This window comes from Cobetia sp. BL01 (assembly GCF_056493605.1).
The window spans coordinates 304529-319620 of sequence record NZ_JBVBEE010000002.1 but is presented as its reverse complement, the minus strand read 5'-3'; the positions used below and the strand labels follow the sequence as shown (position 1 = coordinate 319620).

Annotated in this window: 14 protein-coding genes; 11 read left to right on the top strand and 3 right to left on the bottom strand. The window is 63.7% G+C overall.

From position 1 onward, the window contains the following. The first annotated feature begins 66 nt into the window (after positions 1 to 66). Both ACZYGA_RS05070 and ACZYGA_RS05065 read left to right on the top strand, forming a co-directional pair. Positions 67 to 756, top strand: a complete 690-nt coding sequence (locus ACZYGA_RS05070; protein WP_176492929.1) for a prephenate dehydratase domain-containing protein — start codon at positions 67 to 69, stop codon at positions 754 to 756. 183 nt (positions 757 to 939) lie between these two features. Continuing rightward, the gene (locus ACZYGA_RS05065) at positions 940 to 1692 is read left to right on the top strand and encodes an isochorismatase family protein (protein ID WP_479398516.1); all 753 of its coding nucleotides are present in this window, start codon (positions 940 to 942) and stop codon (positions 1690 to 1692) included. Between the two features lie 241 nt (positions 1693 to 1933). Here ACZYGA_RS05065 and ACZYGA_RS05060 read toward each other — a convergent pair whose 3' ends face one another. Both ACZYGA_RS05060 and pyk read right to left on the bottom strand, forming a co-directional pair. After that, complete coding sequence (locus ACZYGA_RS05060) at positions 1934 to 2407, bottom strand: methylglyoxal synthase (RefSeq protein WP_077371960.1); 474 nt, start codon at positions 2405 to 2407, stop codon at positions 1934 to 1936. Between the two features lie 79 nt (positions 2408 to 2486). Next, positions 2487 to 3956 carry a pyruvate kinase gene (pyk, locus tag ACZYGA_RS05055; protein WP_077371963.1) on the bottom strand — a complete coding sequence of 490 codons (1470 nt, stop codon included), beginning with the start codon at positions 3954 to 3956 and terminating at the stop codon, positions 2487 to 2489. 607 nt (positions 3957 to 4563) lie between these two features. Between pyk and topA the strand changes: the two genes are divergently transcribed. The 3 genes from topA (at position 4564) to ACZYGA_RS05040 (ending at position 8178) form a co-directional block, all read left to right on the top strand. Further along, on the top strand, positions 4564 to 7206 hold the full coding sequence (gene topA / locus ACZYGA_RS05050; RefSeq protein ID WP_077371966.1) for a type I DNA topoisomerase: 2643 nt from the start codon (positions 4564 to 4566) through the stop codon (positions 7204 to 7206). Continuing rightward, positions 7206 to 7685, top strand: coding sequence for a DUF6586 family protein (locus ACZYGA_RS05045; protein WP_077371969.1), 480 nt, complete (start codon positions 7206 to 7208; stop codon positions 7683 to 7685). The genes topA and ACZYGA_RS05045 overlap by 1 nt, the downstream gene beginning before the upstream one ends. Positions 7686 to 7938: 253 nt before the next feature. After that, the gene (locus ACZYGA_RS05040; RefSeq protein ID WP_103751365.1) at positions 7939 to 8178 is read left to right on the top strand and encodes a hypothetical protein; all 240 of its coding nucleotides are present in this window, start codon (positions 7939 to 7941) and stop codon (positions 8176 to 8178) included. Positions 8179 to 8308: 130 nt separating this feature from the next. Here the strand turns inward: ACZYGA_RS05040 and lexA are convergent, their stop codons facing one another. Continuing rightward, positions 8309 to 8938 carry a transcriptional repressor LexA gene (lexA, locus tag ACZYGA_RS05035; RefSeq protein WP_077371975.1) on the bottom strand — a complete coding sequence of 210 codons (630 nt, stop codon included), beginning with the start codon at positions 8936 to 8938 and terminating at the stop codon, positions 8309 to 8311. Between the two features lie 564 nt (positions 8939 to 9502). On the opposite strand from lexA, the gene ACZYGA_RS05030 reads away from it, so the two are divergent. From ACZYGA_RS05030 to ACZYGA_RS05005, 6 genes are all read left to right on the top strand, one after another. Next, a complete protein-coding gene (locus ACZYGA_RS05030; RefSeq protein WP_077371978.1) occupies positions 9503 to 10180 on the top strand; it encodes a TetR/AcrR family transcriptional regulator in 678 nt (225 codons plus the stop codon). Continuing rightward, positions 10180 to 10722, top strand: coding sequence for a L,D-transpeptidase family protein (locus tag ACZYGA_RS05025; RefSeq protein ID WP_417286007.1), 543 nt, complete (start codon positions 10180 to 10182; stop codon positions 10720 to 10722). Before ACZYGA_RS05030 ends, ACZYGA_RS05025 begins: the two co-directional genes overlap by 1 nt. A gap of 202 nt (positions 10723 to 10924) precedes the next feature. Then, on the top strand, positions 10925 to 12019 hold the full coding sequence (nagZ, locus tag ACZYGA_RS05020) for a beta-N-acetylhexosaminidase (protein WP_479398515.1): 1095 nt from the start codon (positions 10925 to 10927) through the stop codon (positions 12017 to 12019). A 47-nt stretch (positions 12020 to 12066) separates the two neighbouring features. Further along, the gene (locus tag ACZYGA_RS05015; RefSeq protein WP_255303065.1) at positions 12067 to 13458 is read left to right on the top strand and encodes a mechanosensitive ion channel family protein; all 1392 of its coding nucleotides are present in this window, start codon (positions 12067 to 12069) and stop codon (positions 13456 to 13458) included. Further along, positions 13439 to 14020: a hypoxanthine-guanine phosphoribosyltransferase gene (locus tag ACZYGA_RS05010; RefSeq protein WP_077371987.1), complete on the top strand. Its 582-nt coding sequence runs from the start codon at positions 13439 to 13441 to the stop codon at positions 14018 to 14020. The genes ACZYGA_RS05015 and ACZYGA_RS05010 overlap by 20 nt, the downstream gene beginning before the upstream one ends. A gap of 251 nt (positions 14021 to 14271) precedes the next feature. Next, positions 14272 to 15009, top strand: a complete 738-nt coding sequence (locus ACZYGA_RS05005; protein ID WP_479398514.1) for an S-methyl-5'-thioinosine phosphorylase — start codon at positions 14272 to 14274, stop codon at positions 15007 to 15009. Positions 15010 to 15092 lie beyond the last annotated feature (83 nt).

Below are 15092 nucleotides of genomic sequence, written 5' to 3'. Positions count from 1 at the left end.
TGCGCCATTTACGGCTATGCTGATGGCAAGTCGGATGTTCATCAGTCGTTGTCATGAGGGGCAGGGATGAAGGTGACGGTAAGCGAAGCTCAGGAAAATGCATCGACAACGCGCGCATCGGCTCATGTGCTGCGGGTCGGCTACCCGGGACGGCTCGGGGGGTACTCACGCGAATGCGCCGCCAAGATGTATGCCTCGAATGCCACCTTGAGTGCCTATGCGGGCATCGACGAGGTGGTCAACGCCCTGGTGAGAGGAGAGGTGGAGGCTGCCGTCGTCCCCTGGTCAAGAGGGCATCAGCGACCGGTGACGGCCACCCACGAGGCGTTGGCCTGCTGGCCGGGCATTCGGGTGGAGCGTCGGCTTTTCCGTGCCATCAGCCTCAGCCTGCTGGGGCCACCGGACCTCTGTCCCTCGAAGGTCCAGCGCATCGTGGCGCGCGAGGCTCTGTTCGAGGAGTGCAGTGAGTGGCTTGAGCACAATCTCCCCGGTGTCGCACGCATCGAATGTCTGCACATGGCGGATGCACTGGACATGGCCGAGGGGCGCCACGATACCCTGGCGATCGCGCCACCGTCTCTCGCACGCAGGCCGGGTCTGGTGTGCCTTGCCGAGCGGATCGAGGACGACCCCGGGCGTGTCGCCCAGTTTGCGGTGTTGAAGCGCGATACCAGCAGCGTGCGTGGCCAGGGATATCTGGACGACGCGCCCTCAGCTTCGCCAGATTGTGTGGCAGGCGAGTCTGATCCGAGCTGAGTATCCTTCGACATGGCAGCCATCGCCCGTGCGTCGCTGCCATGTCCGGTGACCTGCTGATACTCTGAAGGCTTTCCTTGCCTCGGGTACGACACGATGCCTCACTCCATTGCTTCCTCAGAGACTGACACGAGAGCGTCAAAGGCCGATGCTACCTCGGCCAGCAGCCCCGACAGCTCGCCGTTGTCGTTTCCTGCATCCCCCGCGCCTCTCGACTCCCCCCTTGCGCTGGATGCGCGCCTGCCGGTACGGCCTGCCCCTTACGAATGTTCGCTGCCGAGTGCCGGACTGATTCTGGTCGATGAGATCAACGGCTTCTGTCAGGTGCAAGGAGGCGCTCTGGCCCCGCAGGCCGACAATGCCCAGGTAACCCGCATGGTGGCGCTCAGTAACGACGTGGCGCGCTGTTTCTCGGCGCACGCCCGCCCACTGCTGGCCTTCATTGACTCCCACTCACCCGGCGTCCCGGAGCCGCCCTATCCCGCTCACTGTGAGCAGGGTAGTGGTGAGGATGAGCTGGTGGCAGAGCTTGCGTGGCTGGAGAGCGATCCGCATGCCACTCTGGTACGCAAGGATTGCATCAATGGATATATTGGCGCGATCGACCCGGCAAGCGGTGTCAATGCGCTGCAGGATTGGGTTGGCCGGCAGCGACTGAAGACGCTGGTAGTGGCGGGAATCTGCACGGACATCTGCGTGATGGACCTGGTGCTGACGCTTCTCTCTGCACGCAATCATGGTCTGCTGGGCGAGGTGAGCGACATCGTGGTGCTGGAGCCTGCCTGCGCCACCTATGATCTGAGTGAGGAAAGCGTGGCTGCCCTTGGATTGCCTGCGCCCGCCATCCACCCGCAGCGAGACGCCCATCACATTGGGCTCTATTGCATGGCCTCACGCGGGGCGATCATCGCCAGCCAGCTCAGGATTCAGGCGTGAGGCATCAGACGCCTGGAGGAAGGGGCATGTTGCCGTTAGCTAGCCAGCTAGCCAGCTAGCCAGCCAGCTAGCCAGTCAGGTAAAGGTCCGAAATGTAGTTTGATTACGACATTTTCGCGGATATTCGCTGTCCTGCATGAAGCCAATGACGGTGTGGATCACGCTGACATGGGTCCATACGTAAACGCCCGCCCACTCAAATGAGGGGCGGGCGTTTACGTGTATCGGCAATGTGCCAGTGTCAGGCGCGGGTGCTGACCCAGTCATTGGCATCGGGGACCGCGATCTCGACCGACTCCGACATCAGTGATGAGTGGAACATGAAGTCGGCACTCGCGACATTGTTGGCCACCGGCACGTTCCACAGTGTCGCCAGGCGCAGCAGCGCCTTGACGTCAGGGTCGTGCGGCATCGGAGCGAACGGGTCCCACAGGAAGATGAGCAGGTCGAGATTGCCTTCGGCGATGCGTGCACCGATCTGCTGATCACCGCCCAGCGGCCCGCTCATCAGGCCTTCGACCTCAAGTCCGAGCTCCTTGCTGATGCGTCGGGCCGTGGTGCCGGTGCCCAGCAGCTGGTGGCGTGACAGCTCATCGCGCCAGCGCATGGCCCAGGCCAGCATCTCATCCTTCTTGCCATCGTGAGCCACCAGCGCAATCCGCTTGCGTTCTGCCAGGGTGCGTCGTGCCTGGCGCTTGGGTCGTTGCTCGCTCATGCCGCTTGATCTCCTGAAGGCGGGGTGTCAGCCCCGCCAGTGATAACGCTGCCGGTGTCGATCCGTCGATGCCGGTCGCTCAGTCGATGGTGCCACCGACAGTGACGATCTTCATGGTGTTGGTGCCACCGTGGGCATTCATCTGATCGCCGCGGGTCAGAATCACCAGATCACCACGGTTGGCGATGCCGCGCGCTTCCAGCTCGGCGATGGCGCGACGGTTGATCTCCTGCGCCGGCAGCTCGCTGGAATCGAAGGGCAGGGACACCACGCCACGATAGAGAGCCATGCGGCGCTGGGTCTTCTGGTCCTGGGCGAGACCGACGATCGGCAGACCCGAGCGGATGCGCGAGGCGATCAGCGGGGTGTAGCCGGATTCGGTCATGCAGACGATGGCCACGACACCCGTCAGGTGGTTGGCCGCGTACATGGCAGACAGTGCGATGGTCTCGTCTGTCTTGCTGAAGCCTTCGTGGATGCGGTGCTGGGATTCCTGGGCGGCACGTTCACGCTCGGCACCCAGGCAGACACGATCCATGGTCTCGATGGTCTCGACCGGGAAATCGCCTGCCGCGGTCTCGGCCGACAGCATCACGGCGTCGGTGCCGTCGAGCACGGCATTGGCGACGTCGAAGACTTCGGCGCGGGTCGGCAGCGGGGCGCTGATCATCGACTCCATCATCTGGGTCGCGGTGATGACCACGCGGTTGAGGCTGCGGGCACGGCGGATCATGCGCTTCTGCACGCCGATCAGCTGTGCGTCGCCGATCTCCACGCCCAGATCGCCACGCGCCACCATCACGCCTTCACTGGCGAGGATGATGCCGTCGAGCACGGCGTCGTCGGCCACGGCTTCGGCGCGCTCGACCTTGGCGATCAGGCCGATGTCACGACCTTCCTCGCCCAGCAGCTCACGTGCCAGCTGCATGTCGGCGCCACTGCGCGGGAAGGAGACGGCCAGATAGTCCACGCCGATGTCGATGGCGGTCTTGAGGTCTGCCTTGTCTTTCTCGGTCAGCGCCTCGGCGGACAGGCCACCGCCTTGCTTGTTGATGCCCTTGTTGTTGGACAGCTTGCCACCCACCTTGACGGTGGTGTGGATCTCGTTGCCCTTGAGTTCGTTGACCTCGAGCACCACGCGACCGTCATCAAGCAGCAGAACGTCGCCGGCGACCACGTCATCGGCCAGCTGCTGATAGTCGCAGCCGACACGCTCGACGGTACCTTCATCGCGGCCCAGGCCGATGTCCAGGATGAACGGTTGGCCTTCCTGAAGCTGGACAGCGGTGTCCTTGAAGCGGGCGATGCGGATCTTCGGACCCTGCAGATCACCCAGCACGGCGACGCTGCGGCCTTGGGCGGCGGCGGCGGCACGGACGGCCTCGGCACGCATGCGGTGGTCTTCGGGGCTGCCGTGAGAGAAGTTGAGGCGAACCACATCCACTCCGGCACGGATCATCGCGTCGAGGACGCCCGGCTTGTCACTGGCCGGACCGAGTGTGGCGACAATCTTGGTGCGGCGGATCGGGCCGTTGAACGCGTGCGGCATGAGAACATACTCCTTGAACACTTGCGTGAGGGGTCAGGCGGTTTGTGTTGTCATTTTACTACATTGACGACGTAAAGGGAGCCTGTCGAGTGTCGTGGTTGATTGGTGTGGTAGCGCGCGAGTGATTCGGCTGCCATGGCGGCGATGGTAGCGACATGACTTGCGTCTTCACAAGCGCTGGCGTCAGGCTGGTGGCCAGTCAGACATGGCGTGATCCGAGAGGCCCAGGCTGTGAGGATGGCATCTACGTTGACCCGCAGGCCTGCCACTGCCTGTGTCAGTAATGCCACACTGATGTGACGAATCGTGAAAAGGCCACTTATATATAGTCATGGCTAGCCTCTCGTCATGGCGACACATGCATCTGGCGGGTCTGGCAGGTCCGGGTGCCGGTCGATGACCGCGTCATGCCTCGGGCGTCGATTCTCGAGATTCGGGGTGGTGTGTGATGTCCGCTGCCACCACCCACATGTCGTGGTGCTGGCAACATTGCTGGTCAGCGCTGAAATGCTGGGGTAGGGTAGGCGCATTTTTAGGCTGGGATAAAACCCAGCGCTACGAGTCATTCGCCGGTGCAGTCAGCGCCGGCCAGGAGATGCGAGCAACCATGGGCAAGTCACTGGTGATCGTCGAGTCGCCTGCCAAGGCCAAGACCATCAACAAGTATCTCGGCAACGACTTCGTGGTGAAGTCGAGTGTCGGGCATATCCGCGATCTGCCGACCAGCGGTAGCGGCAAGCAGGCCACCGATCCCAAGGAGCGTGCCCGTCAGGCAGCCGAGACGCGCAAGATGTCGCCGGAAGCCAAGGCGGCTCACAAGGAAAAGAAGGCCAAGACGCAGCTCATCCGTCGCATGGGGGTAGACCCGGAGAACGGCTGGGAGGCGCATTACGAGATCCTGCCCGGCAAGGAAAAGGTCGTCTCCGAGCTGACGCGCCTGGCCGAGAAGGCCGACACCATCTATCTCGCGACGGATCTGGACCGCGAAGGTGAGGCGATTGCCTGGCACCTGCGCGAGACCATCGGTGGCGACGATACCCGCTACAAGCGCGTGGTGTTCAACGAGATCACCAAGAAGGCGATCACGGCGGCCTTCGATGAGCCGGGCGATCTGAAGATGGACCGCGTGCATGCTCAGCAGGCGCGTCGCTATCTGGATCGTGTCGTCGGTTTCATGGTCTCGCCGCTGCTGTGGGCCAAGGTGGCTCGTGGGCTGTCGGCCGGGCGAGTGCAGTCGGTTGCCGTGCGCTTGATCGTCGAGCGTGAGCGTGAGATCCGTGCCTTCATTCCGGAAGAATTCTGGGATGTGCACGCAGAGCTTGCCGCGACCAGCGGCGAGGCGATCCGTTTCGAGCTGGCGCGTCAGGATGGCAAGGCCTTCCGTCCGACCAGCGAGAAGGAAACGCTGGATCGCATCGCGGCGCTGCGTACCGCTCGGCTCGCGATTTCCAATCGCGAAGACAAGCCGACCCGTTCCAAGCCGAATGCCCCCTTCATCACCTCGACCCTGCAGCAGGCGGCCAGCAGTCGTCTCGGCTTCTCGGTCAAGAAGACCATGATGATGGCGCAGCGCCTCTACGAGGCCGGTTACATCACTTACATGCGTACCGACTCGACCAATCTGTCGGCGGACGCGGTGGCCACCGCGCGGGACTTCATCGCTGAGGAATTCGGCGACAACTATCTGCCGCAGGCCGCCAACGTCTACTCCAGCAAGGAAGGCGCCCAGGAAGCTCACGAAGCGATCCGTCCCTCCGAGGTGGCGCGTCGCGCGACGGACCTCACCGGCATGGAGCGTGACGCGGAGCGTCTGTATGAGCTGATCTGGCGTCAGTTCGTCGCCTGCCAGATGGTGCCGGCGGAGTATCTGTCCTCGACCCTGACCATCGAGGTCGATGGCTACGAGCTGCGCGCCAAGGGCCGGGTGCTCAAGTTTGACGGTTATACCCGCGTGATGAAGCCGGCGGGCAAGAAGGAAGAGGATCAGTCACTGCCGGACCTGGCCATCGGCGAGGTGCTGGAGCTGGTCGAGCTGGACCCGCAGCAGCACTTCACCAAGCCGACGGCGCGTTACACCGAAGCCAGTCTGGTCAAGGAGCTGGAGAAGCGCGGCATCGGCCGTCCTTCGACCTATGCGGCGATCATCTCGACCATCCAGGATCGTGGTTACGTGGCGCTGGAAAATCGGCGTTTCTACGCCGAGAAGCTGGGTGACATCGTCACTGATCGTCTCAGTGAATCCTTCAAGGACCTGATGGACTTCGGCTTCACCGCGCGCATGGAAGACTACCTCGATGAGGTGGCCAATGGTCAGCGCAACTGGCGCGAGCTGCTGGATGCCTTCTACGCCGAGTTCAAGGCCGAGCTGGATCACGCCCAGTCAGAAGAGGGCATGCGCCCGAATCAGCCGGTGCCGACCGATATCGCCTGCCCGACCTGTGGTCGCGAGATGCAGATCCGTACCGCCTCCACCGGCGTCTTCCTGGGATGCTCCGGTTACAACCTTCCGCCCAAGGAGCGCTGCAAGACCACCATCGACCTGTTGCCGGGGGATGAGGCGGTCGCCGCTGACGCGGATGAGAATGCCGAGACCGATGCACTGCGTGCCAAGCGCCGTTGCCCGATCTGCGCCACGGCCATGGACAGCTATCTGATCGACGAGCAGCGCAAGCTGCACGTCTGCGGCAACAGCCCGGACTGCGTGGGACATGAAGTCGAGCAGGGTCAGTTCCGCATCAAGGGCTACGATGGGCCGGTCATCGAGTGCGACAAGTGCGGTGCCGACATGCAGCTCAAGACCGGGCGTTTCGGCAAGTACTTCGGCTGCACCAACGAGGATTGCAAGAACACCCGCAAGCTGCTCAAGTCCGGAGAGGTCGCGCCGCCGAAGATGGACCCGATCCCCATGCCGGAACTTGCCTGCGTGAAGGTCGAGGATCACTACGTGCTGCGTGATGGCGCCAGTGGCCTGTTCCTTGCCGCCAGTCAGTTCCCCAAGAATCGCGAGACGCGTCCGCCGCTGGTCAGCGAGCTCAAGGCGCATGCCGACGAGCTGCCGGAGAAGTATCACTTCATCCTCAAGGCGCCGGAGAAAGACCCCGATGGCCGCCCGACGCAGATTCGTTTCTCGCGCAAGGCCAAGGAGCAGTTCGTGATGACGGACGAGGATGGCAAGGCGACGGGGTGGAAGGCGACCTTCGACAACGGCCGTTGGGTCGTCGAGGACAAGCGCAAGGGAGCCAAGAGCTGATGAGCCAGCGTGGCCGCACCAATCAACTGCTGTATCAGGCCGAGTTGCTGCTGGAGCAGGCGGCCGTCGCGACGCGTGATGAGCATGCCGTCGCACGGCGCATGGCCGGTGAGGAAGGGGCGCTGGCGTTGATGGAGCTGGCATTGGCCTCGTTGATCGAGGAGTGCGCCGCGTCGGCACGCTGGCCTGAGGGCAGCTGGCGCGAGCGGCTGGCCACACCGCCGACTCCCGTGGCGGAAATCGAGCAGTTGCGAAGCCTGCAGGCGCAGCCGGACAGTTGGTTGAGCCAGCTGGTGGCCGATATCACGCGTTTGCATGAAGAGGGCGGTGCTGCCCGGCGTGAGGAAGGCCAGGCGCGTGGCGATGGTCTCATCATCGCCGCGGCGGCCAATGCGCCTCTGGCAGAGCGTCTCGCCACGGCAGTCAGCGCCATGAAGGCGTTGCTGTCACACCTTCGCGAGTCGAATGTGGAGTGGTAGCGTCGCGCCTTGCCTGACCCGAAAGCGCTGGCATGTCACGCACCTGTCATTCAGGTGACGCCCTGGCATGACGGGTGCTAGACTGGCGGCATTGTGGCAAGCCCTGCATTCTCCGGTACGACCATGGCTCTGGCTGTGGTCGTACTTTTTTCTGCATTGTCGCCAGTGACTGCAAGTCGCAGGGCCTGCCCGCCGTCAAGCTGACGATCACAACGACGCCGGTATCCTCAGGATGCCGTGCAGGAGGAATGACGTGTCCGATCCCGCCGTACTTGAAATCGTGCAAATGGAAGATGGGGAAGTGATCCTGCGTGCCGCCGAGAGTGAAGGTGAGCCACTTCTCAGTATCCGCATCTCCGATGAAGCTGCCGATCTGCTGCGTGACAATCGCTTCGAGGTCGCGCGTGAGATGATCGATCACGCCATCACCCGCACCCGCCTGTGGGATGGCGAGGATGATGAAGACGAGCAGTCGGAAGGCATGGTGCACTGAGCACTTCCCGCATGTCTGCCAGCCACGAAAAAACCCGCCAACCGGCGGGTTTTTTCGTGGATGCCCAGATGACGACAATCGTCATCTGCGCGTCAGCGCTGTGAGGACAGACTGCCTGCAAGCCTTGAGATCAGTGCAGGCCGCCATCGCGGATCACGCCCACGCCGAGGCCCTCGATTTCCAGGCTGTCCGTGCGCAGATCCACCTTGATGGGAGCGAAGTCCTCGTTCTCGGCTTCCAGCCATACGTAATGGCCATCGCGACGGAAACGCTTCACCGTCACTTCATCCCCCAGACGCGCCACCACGATCTGTCCGTCACGCACGCTGCTCGTGCGGTGCACGGCCAGCAGGTCACCTTCCAGAATGCCGACATCCTTCATCGAGACCCCGCGCACGCGCAGCAGATAGTCGGCGGCAGGCGAGAAGTAGTCACTGGGCAGTGGGCAATGACGATCGATATGCTGGCTGGCCAGGATAGGGCTGCCAGCGGCCACTTCCCCGATGACCGGCAGGCCCTGCTCGCTATCCTCTTCCGCCTCGGCCAGAGACGGCACGCGGATGCCCCGCGAGGTGCCCGGCACCATCTCGATGGCTCCCTTGCGCTTCAGGGCACGCAGATGCTCTTCCGCGGCATTCGGTGAGCGAAAGCCCAGTGCCTGGGCGATTTCGGCACGCGTTGGCGGATAGCCTGAGGACTTGATGGTCTTGATGATGAAATCGAAGACATCCTGCTGGCGCGGAGTAAGCGGCTGAGTCATGGGCATTGCCTTTGGCCTGGGCGGCATCTGAGCTGACGGCACGGGGTGTGCATCCATACAACTGTCATTGTATCCAGTCATGGCGGTCATGCAAGGCATCGTGGGTGCTTTGGCAGCAACGTTGCCGGCATCTTCGTCGACATCGACATGCTGACGCGAGACAGCGGGTGTCCGGGACGCCCCATGACCATCCCGTCCCCGAATGTCCCGCGTGAATGCGCGTCCTGCCGGTCTTGGCTGTCGAGTGTTTGAAACAACCAGCAATTGCCAGTCATGGCATGGACAGCTAGAATTATCTTGTTTCAAACGAATGTTCGTCGAGCGCATCCGGCTACCGGTACACAGGCCCTGTGTGTCCTGTGCGTCTGTCCTGTGCTCGGGACACGGCTCGTGGCAGCCTCCGCCTCGGAGTCGCTGCCTGACACGCGGTGCGTGAAGACCGACATGTCGTTTGATTGACCTGCATGAGAAGAGTCGCCCCCCGGGCCACGGCCTTGCCGTTGTCCGGGGGGACAAGGACTCCCGTGCCCCCTCGTGACTGATCATCTGACAAGGCATCCGCCCATGGCCCAGACCGATACCGTTACCCGTATCCTCGATACCGCCGAGGTCCTGTTCGCCGAGCGAGGCTTCGCCGAAACCTCGCTGCGCAATATCACCAGCAAGGCCAAGGTCAACCTGGCGGCGGTCAATTATCACTTCGGCTCAAAGAAGTCATTGATCCAGGCAGTGTTCGCCCGCTATCTCGACCCCTTCAGCGAGCGTTTCCATGCGGCACTCGACAGTGTCGAGCAGCAGCATGCCGGTCGTCAGGTGCCGCTGGAAACGCTGCTGGAAGTGATGGCGCGCACGGTGCTTGAGGTGCCGGCCGAGCGCAACAGCCTGCGTACCTTCATGCGCCTGCTCGGGCTTGCCTATACCCAGGGGCAGGGCCACATGCGTCGCTACATCCGCGAGCATTACGGCACGGTCTTCAGCCGCTTCGCCGAGCTCCTGAAGCTTGCGACGCCGGACCTGCCAGACAACGAGCGCTTCTGGCGTCTGCACTTCATGCTCGGCAGCGTGATCTTCACCTTCTCGGGACTGGACGCACTGCGCGATATCGAAGAGGCCGAATACGGCCATCACACCAGTGTGCGCGAGCTGATCCAGCACATGCGTCCGGTGGTGGTCGCGGCGATGGCGGCTCCGCTGCCGGCCTCGCTCGGAGATGGTGAAGCGGTCACCCAGGCGGCAAGCTGATGGCTTGCTGGGTCTGCGTGGATCTCACCCGCCAGCGTCTCGAGATACGCAATGACGCGCCCAGTGGCAGTCGTGATGCGCCGCCCCCCGCGGCTGACCCTGACACGCTGGTGCATGCCTGTGCGATCTCCAGCGGCCTCAACGGTATCGGCGAGCTCGATGGCAGCGGTTGCACGCCGACCGGCTGGCATGTGGTTCGCGCCGCGATCGGGGAGGGCAACCCACGTGGTGCCGTCTATCGTGGACGGCGCTTCACGGGAGAGGTGTTCACGCCTCGACTGGCCGCCGAGCACCCCGAACGCGACTGGATCCTGACGCGTATCCTGTGGCTCAGCGGTCGTGAGCCCGGCATCAACCGTGGCCGCAACGCGGCGGGACAGCGCGTCGACAGCCTGCGGCGCTACATCTACTTCCATGGCACGCCGACCAGCGAGCCGATGGGCACCCCGGCCTCCCATGGGTGCATTCGTCTGCGCGATGAGGATCTGCTGTGCCTTTACCGGCATGCGCCGGCCGGAACGCCAGTGCTGTTGCACGCCTGACGCTGCGTTGCCTGGCGGCTGGTGCTCGCGACTGTTCGAGTCGCGCTCAGTCGGCTAGAATTGCGCCTTTCCTCGCGCCGGCCGCCTGTCCTGAGGCTTGTCTTCCAGGCTGCCGAGCCCCGTAACGACATGAAACCCTGCCGTGCGTGCCATGCCTTGCAGCGCATGACACGGCCAGCAGGCCATGGACAGGAAGGATGTCATGACACAGCCATTGGGCTCCGTAATGCTCGACGTCGAGGGGCATACCCTCACGTCTGACGAACGTGAACTACTGGCACGCCCCGCCGTCGGCGGCGTCATCCTGTTTGCGCGCAACTGTGCTTCTCCCGAGCAGGTGCTGGCGCTGTGCGGTGAGATCCGCCGCGTCAATCCACATCTGTTGATCGCCATCGATCAGGAAGGCGGACGGGTGCAACGGCTGCGCGAAGGCGTGACCCGCCTGCCGCCGATGCGCGCCCTGGCACATTGCTGCCTGGGACGTGACTGTGACGGCTGCGGTGATGATGCCCAGTCGTCAGGGCTCGGGTTTGCCCGTGACGCCGGCTGGTTGCTGGGCATGGAGATGGCTGCCATTGGCTGCGACATCACCTTCGCGCCGGTATTGGATATCGATGTCGCGGGTTCCACCATCATCGGCGACCGCAGCTTCGGGACGACTCCCGAGGACGTGATTGCCGTCGGGACCGCCTTCATCGAGGGCCTGCGCGAAGCTGGCATGGCGGCAGTCGGCAAGCATTATCCCGGTCATGGTGGCATCGCGGCGGATACCCACCGCGAGCGCGTGATCGACCCCCGCTCCTTCCGCGAGCTGCGCGAGCATGATCTCAAGCCCTTCGCGGCGCTGGCGGATCGCCTGGGTGGCGTGATGCCGGCTCATGTCATCTATCCCGACTTCGATGCGCGCCCCGCCGGCTTCTCGCCAAGCTGGCTGGGGCTGCTGCGTGAGGAGTTCGGTTTCAAGGGCGCCATCTTCTCCGATGACCTGGGCATGGCGGCTGCCGTGGCCGAGGGCGAGCCGGAAGTGCGCGCTCGTCTGGCACTGGATGCCGGCTGCGACATGGCGCTGGTGTGCAATGATCCCGCCGCCGCACGTGCCGTGCTCGACAGCCTCGATGGGGATGAGCAGCGCAATGCCGGCAAGCGTCAGGCGCGTCTGCGCTACGGGCGCGCCCGCCCCACGCTCGAGGGCCTTGCGGGGCTGTCTCGCTGGCGGCGTACCCATGCACGTCTCGAGGCGCTGGCGGCCAGTCAGCCGCTCGAGCAGGTGGCCATGCCATCGGGCTTGGCTGAATGAGCCAGCCTTGAGGGGCTTTTCCTCCAGACGTCACCCAAGGACTCCACATGGCTGAGAAATCCGCCACCGAGGCGGCTGCCGACAAGCTGGCGGCGCCTGCCGAAGAGATGATCAATCACTGGGTCGAGCCGCTGCGCAACTGGGTGGAGCAGACCTTCGGTCTGCCACTCTGGGGGATCAACCTCGCCCTGGTGCTGGTGGCCGTGATCGTGCTGCATCTGAGCGAGCGCATTCTGCTCAGTCGCCTGGCCGTGCATGCCGAGAAGAGTCGCAACCTGTGGGATGACGCGCTGCTGCACGGGCTGCGCCATCCGCTGTCTCTGTGGCTCTACAGCATGGGCTCGCTGGTCGCGCTGGACATTCTTGCCCATCAGTTCGCGCCCGGCAGCCTGGAGGCCTATCTGGGCACGGTGCGACAGATCATCACCCTGCTGGCGCTGGCCTGGGCGTTGATTCGCATGATCAAGCGCTTCGAGTCGCTGCGTACCACGCCACCGCCCGGCACCAACGTCAACGCGATGGATGCCACCACGGCCTCGGCGATCAGCAAACTGCTGCGTGCCGTCGTGATCGTGCTGGTGGGTCTGGCCATCCTGCAGAATCTCGGTGTGTCACTGTCCGGCGTGATGGCCTTCGGTGGGGTCGGCGGTATCGCGGTGGGCTTCGCCGCGCGTGATCTGCTGGCCAACTTCTTCGGTGCCCTGATGATCCATCTCGACCGCCCGTTCAAGGTCGGTGACTGGATTCGCTCGCCGGACCGCGAGATCGAGGGCACCGTCGAGGACATCGGCTGGCGGCTGACGCGCATCCGCACCTTCGACATGCGTCCGCTCTACATCCCCAACGCCATCTTCACCAGCATCGCGGTGGAGAATCCGTCACGGATGTACAACCGGCGCATCTTCGAGACCATCGGCTTGCGTTACGAAGATGCCACCCGGGTCGGTGACATCATCACCGCGGTCCGCGAGATGGTGGAAGGGCATGACGAGATCGACCAGACGCGGACCCAGATCGTGAACTTCAACAGCTACGGTGAACACTCGCTGGACTTCTTCGTGTACGTCTTCACGCGCACCACCGACTGGGTGAAGTATCACGCCATCAAGCAGGATGTGCTGCTGCGCATCCATGACATCATCCGTGAGCACGATGCACGCGTGGCCCTGCCGGGGCAGCGCCTGCACTTCGCTGACGTGCTGTCCCTCGAGGGCGCTGCTCCTCAAGGCGACACGAATGCTGATCGCGAGTCGTCCTCGCGCCGACCGCAAGACGAACAGGACGGCAAGGCCGCTGAAGCCTCGCCGTCACACGCTGCGCAGAGCGGGTCCCGCCGTTCTGCTTCATCCTCCGCTGCTACATCCTCTGCCACGTCCGCCCGACGTGGAGATGAGGCCAGTGATACCCAGGAAACTCCCGATGCTGACTCCGACGCCTGACTCCCTGAGCGCCCTGCATGCCGAAATGCGAGACGTGATGGACAACGCCGACTGCCTGATTCCCCAGGCAGAGCTGGAGGTCGCACTTGATCGCATGGCCGGGGAGTTGACCCGCAGCCTTGGTGATCGCATGCCGATCTTCTACTGCGTGATGAATGGCGGCCTGATTACCGCAGGTCAGCTGTTGACCCGACTCAAGTTCCCGCTGGAAGTCGATTATCTGCACGCGACGCGTTACCGCGGTGCCATGCGCGGCGGCGAGCTGTTCTGGCGCGTCAATCCGGAACTGCCGATGGCCGGTCGTGACGTGGTCATCGTCGATGACATCCTCGATGAGGGTGGCACCTTGGCGGCCATCATCGAGTACTGCCGTGAAGCGGGTGCGCGCAGCGTGTCCAGCTGTGTGCTGGTGGACAAGAAGCACGATCGCAAGGCCTATCCGGGCTTCAAGGCCGACTTCTGTGGTCTGGATGTCGAGGACCGCTTCCTGTTCGGTTTCGGCATGGATTACAAGGGCTACTGGCGCAACGCGCCGGGCATCTACGCGCCCAAGGGGCTGTAACGTTCCTGAAGACGAGGCGGTTTCGTCGCGCTGCCGTCCTGTCTCACCATCGCAGCCACGCCTGCATGTGATCACCACCCGCCCGGGCCACCGCGGCGGGTGGTATCGTTTTCGGGGCCTTTTCTCGTCTCTTGGCGCAGAGCGTGACGATTGTGCTTGTCGTTGTCGGTTGGCTCGGAGTAGCGTTCGCTCAGGGCCGAAGCGTTCGGCTCTTGAGAGATTCCTGCACATGGGTGGCGAGGAGACAGGGGATGCTGGCAGTCATCGGGGGGACCGGGTTCGGCCATTGGCCGGGTCTGGAGGTGCTCAAGCGGGGTGGTCAGGAAACTCCCTTGGGGGCGGCGTCCTGCGGGGTGGTGCAGGGGCGGCTCGACGGCAGGTCGATCCTGTTTCTGGCGCGGCATGGTCAACCCCACAAGATGCCGCCGCACCGAATCAATTATCGCGCCAACCTGTGGGCGCTCAAGCAGGCCGGGGCGACTCACGTCGTTGGCGTCAACTGCGTGTCAGGTATCGACCCGACGCTGACGCCGGGCACGCTGGTGGTCCCGGATCAGTTGATCGATTACACGACGGGGCGCGAGGGCTCGTTCTTCGATGGCCGTTTCAAGCCGTTCCAGCATGTGGCATTCGCCTGGCCGTATCACCGTGTCTGGCGCGAGGAGCTGCATTCGGCGGCGTCTGACGCGGGACTGGTGATCCAGGCAGGCGGAGTGCTGGGCGTGGTGCAGGGGCCGAGACTGGAAACCGCGGCCGAGATTCGTCTGATGGCGCGCGATGGCAATACGTTGGTGGGCATGACGGGGATGCCCGAGGCCGTGCTGGCCCGGGAACTCGAGATGGAGTACGCCAGCCTGTGCCTGGTGATCAGTCACGCGGCCGGGGTCGGGGAGGAGGAGCCGACGAGGGCCGGAACGGAATCGGTGATCGAGGCAGGCATGCCGCAGGTGCAGCGCTTGCTGGCGGCGCTGCTGGCACGCCATGCGTGAGGCGCTTGTCCCTGGGAGGTGAGGCGGTCTGACTGCCAGAAAAACGGCCTGCATCAGCGATGCAGGCCGTTTTCATGTTCCGC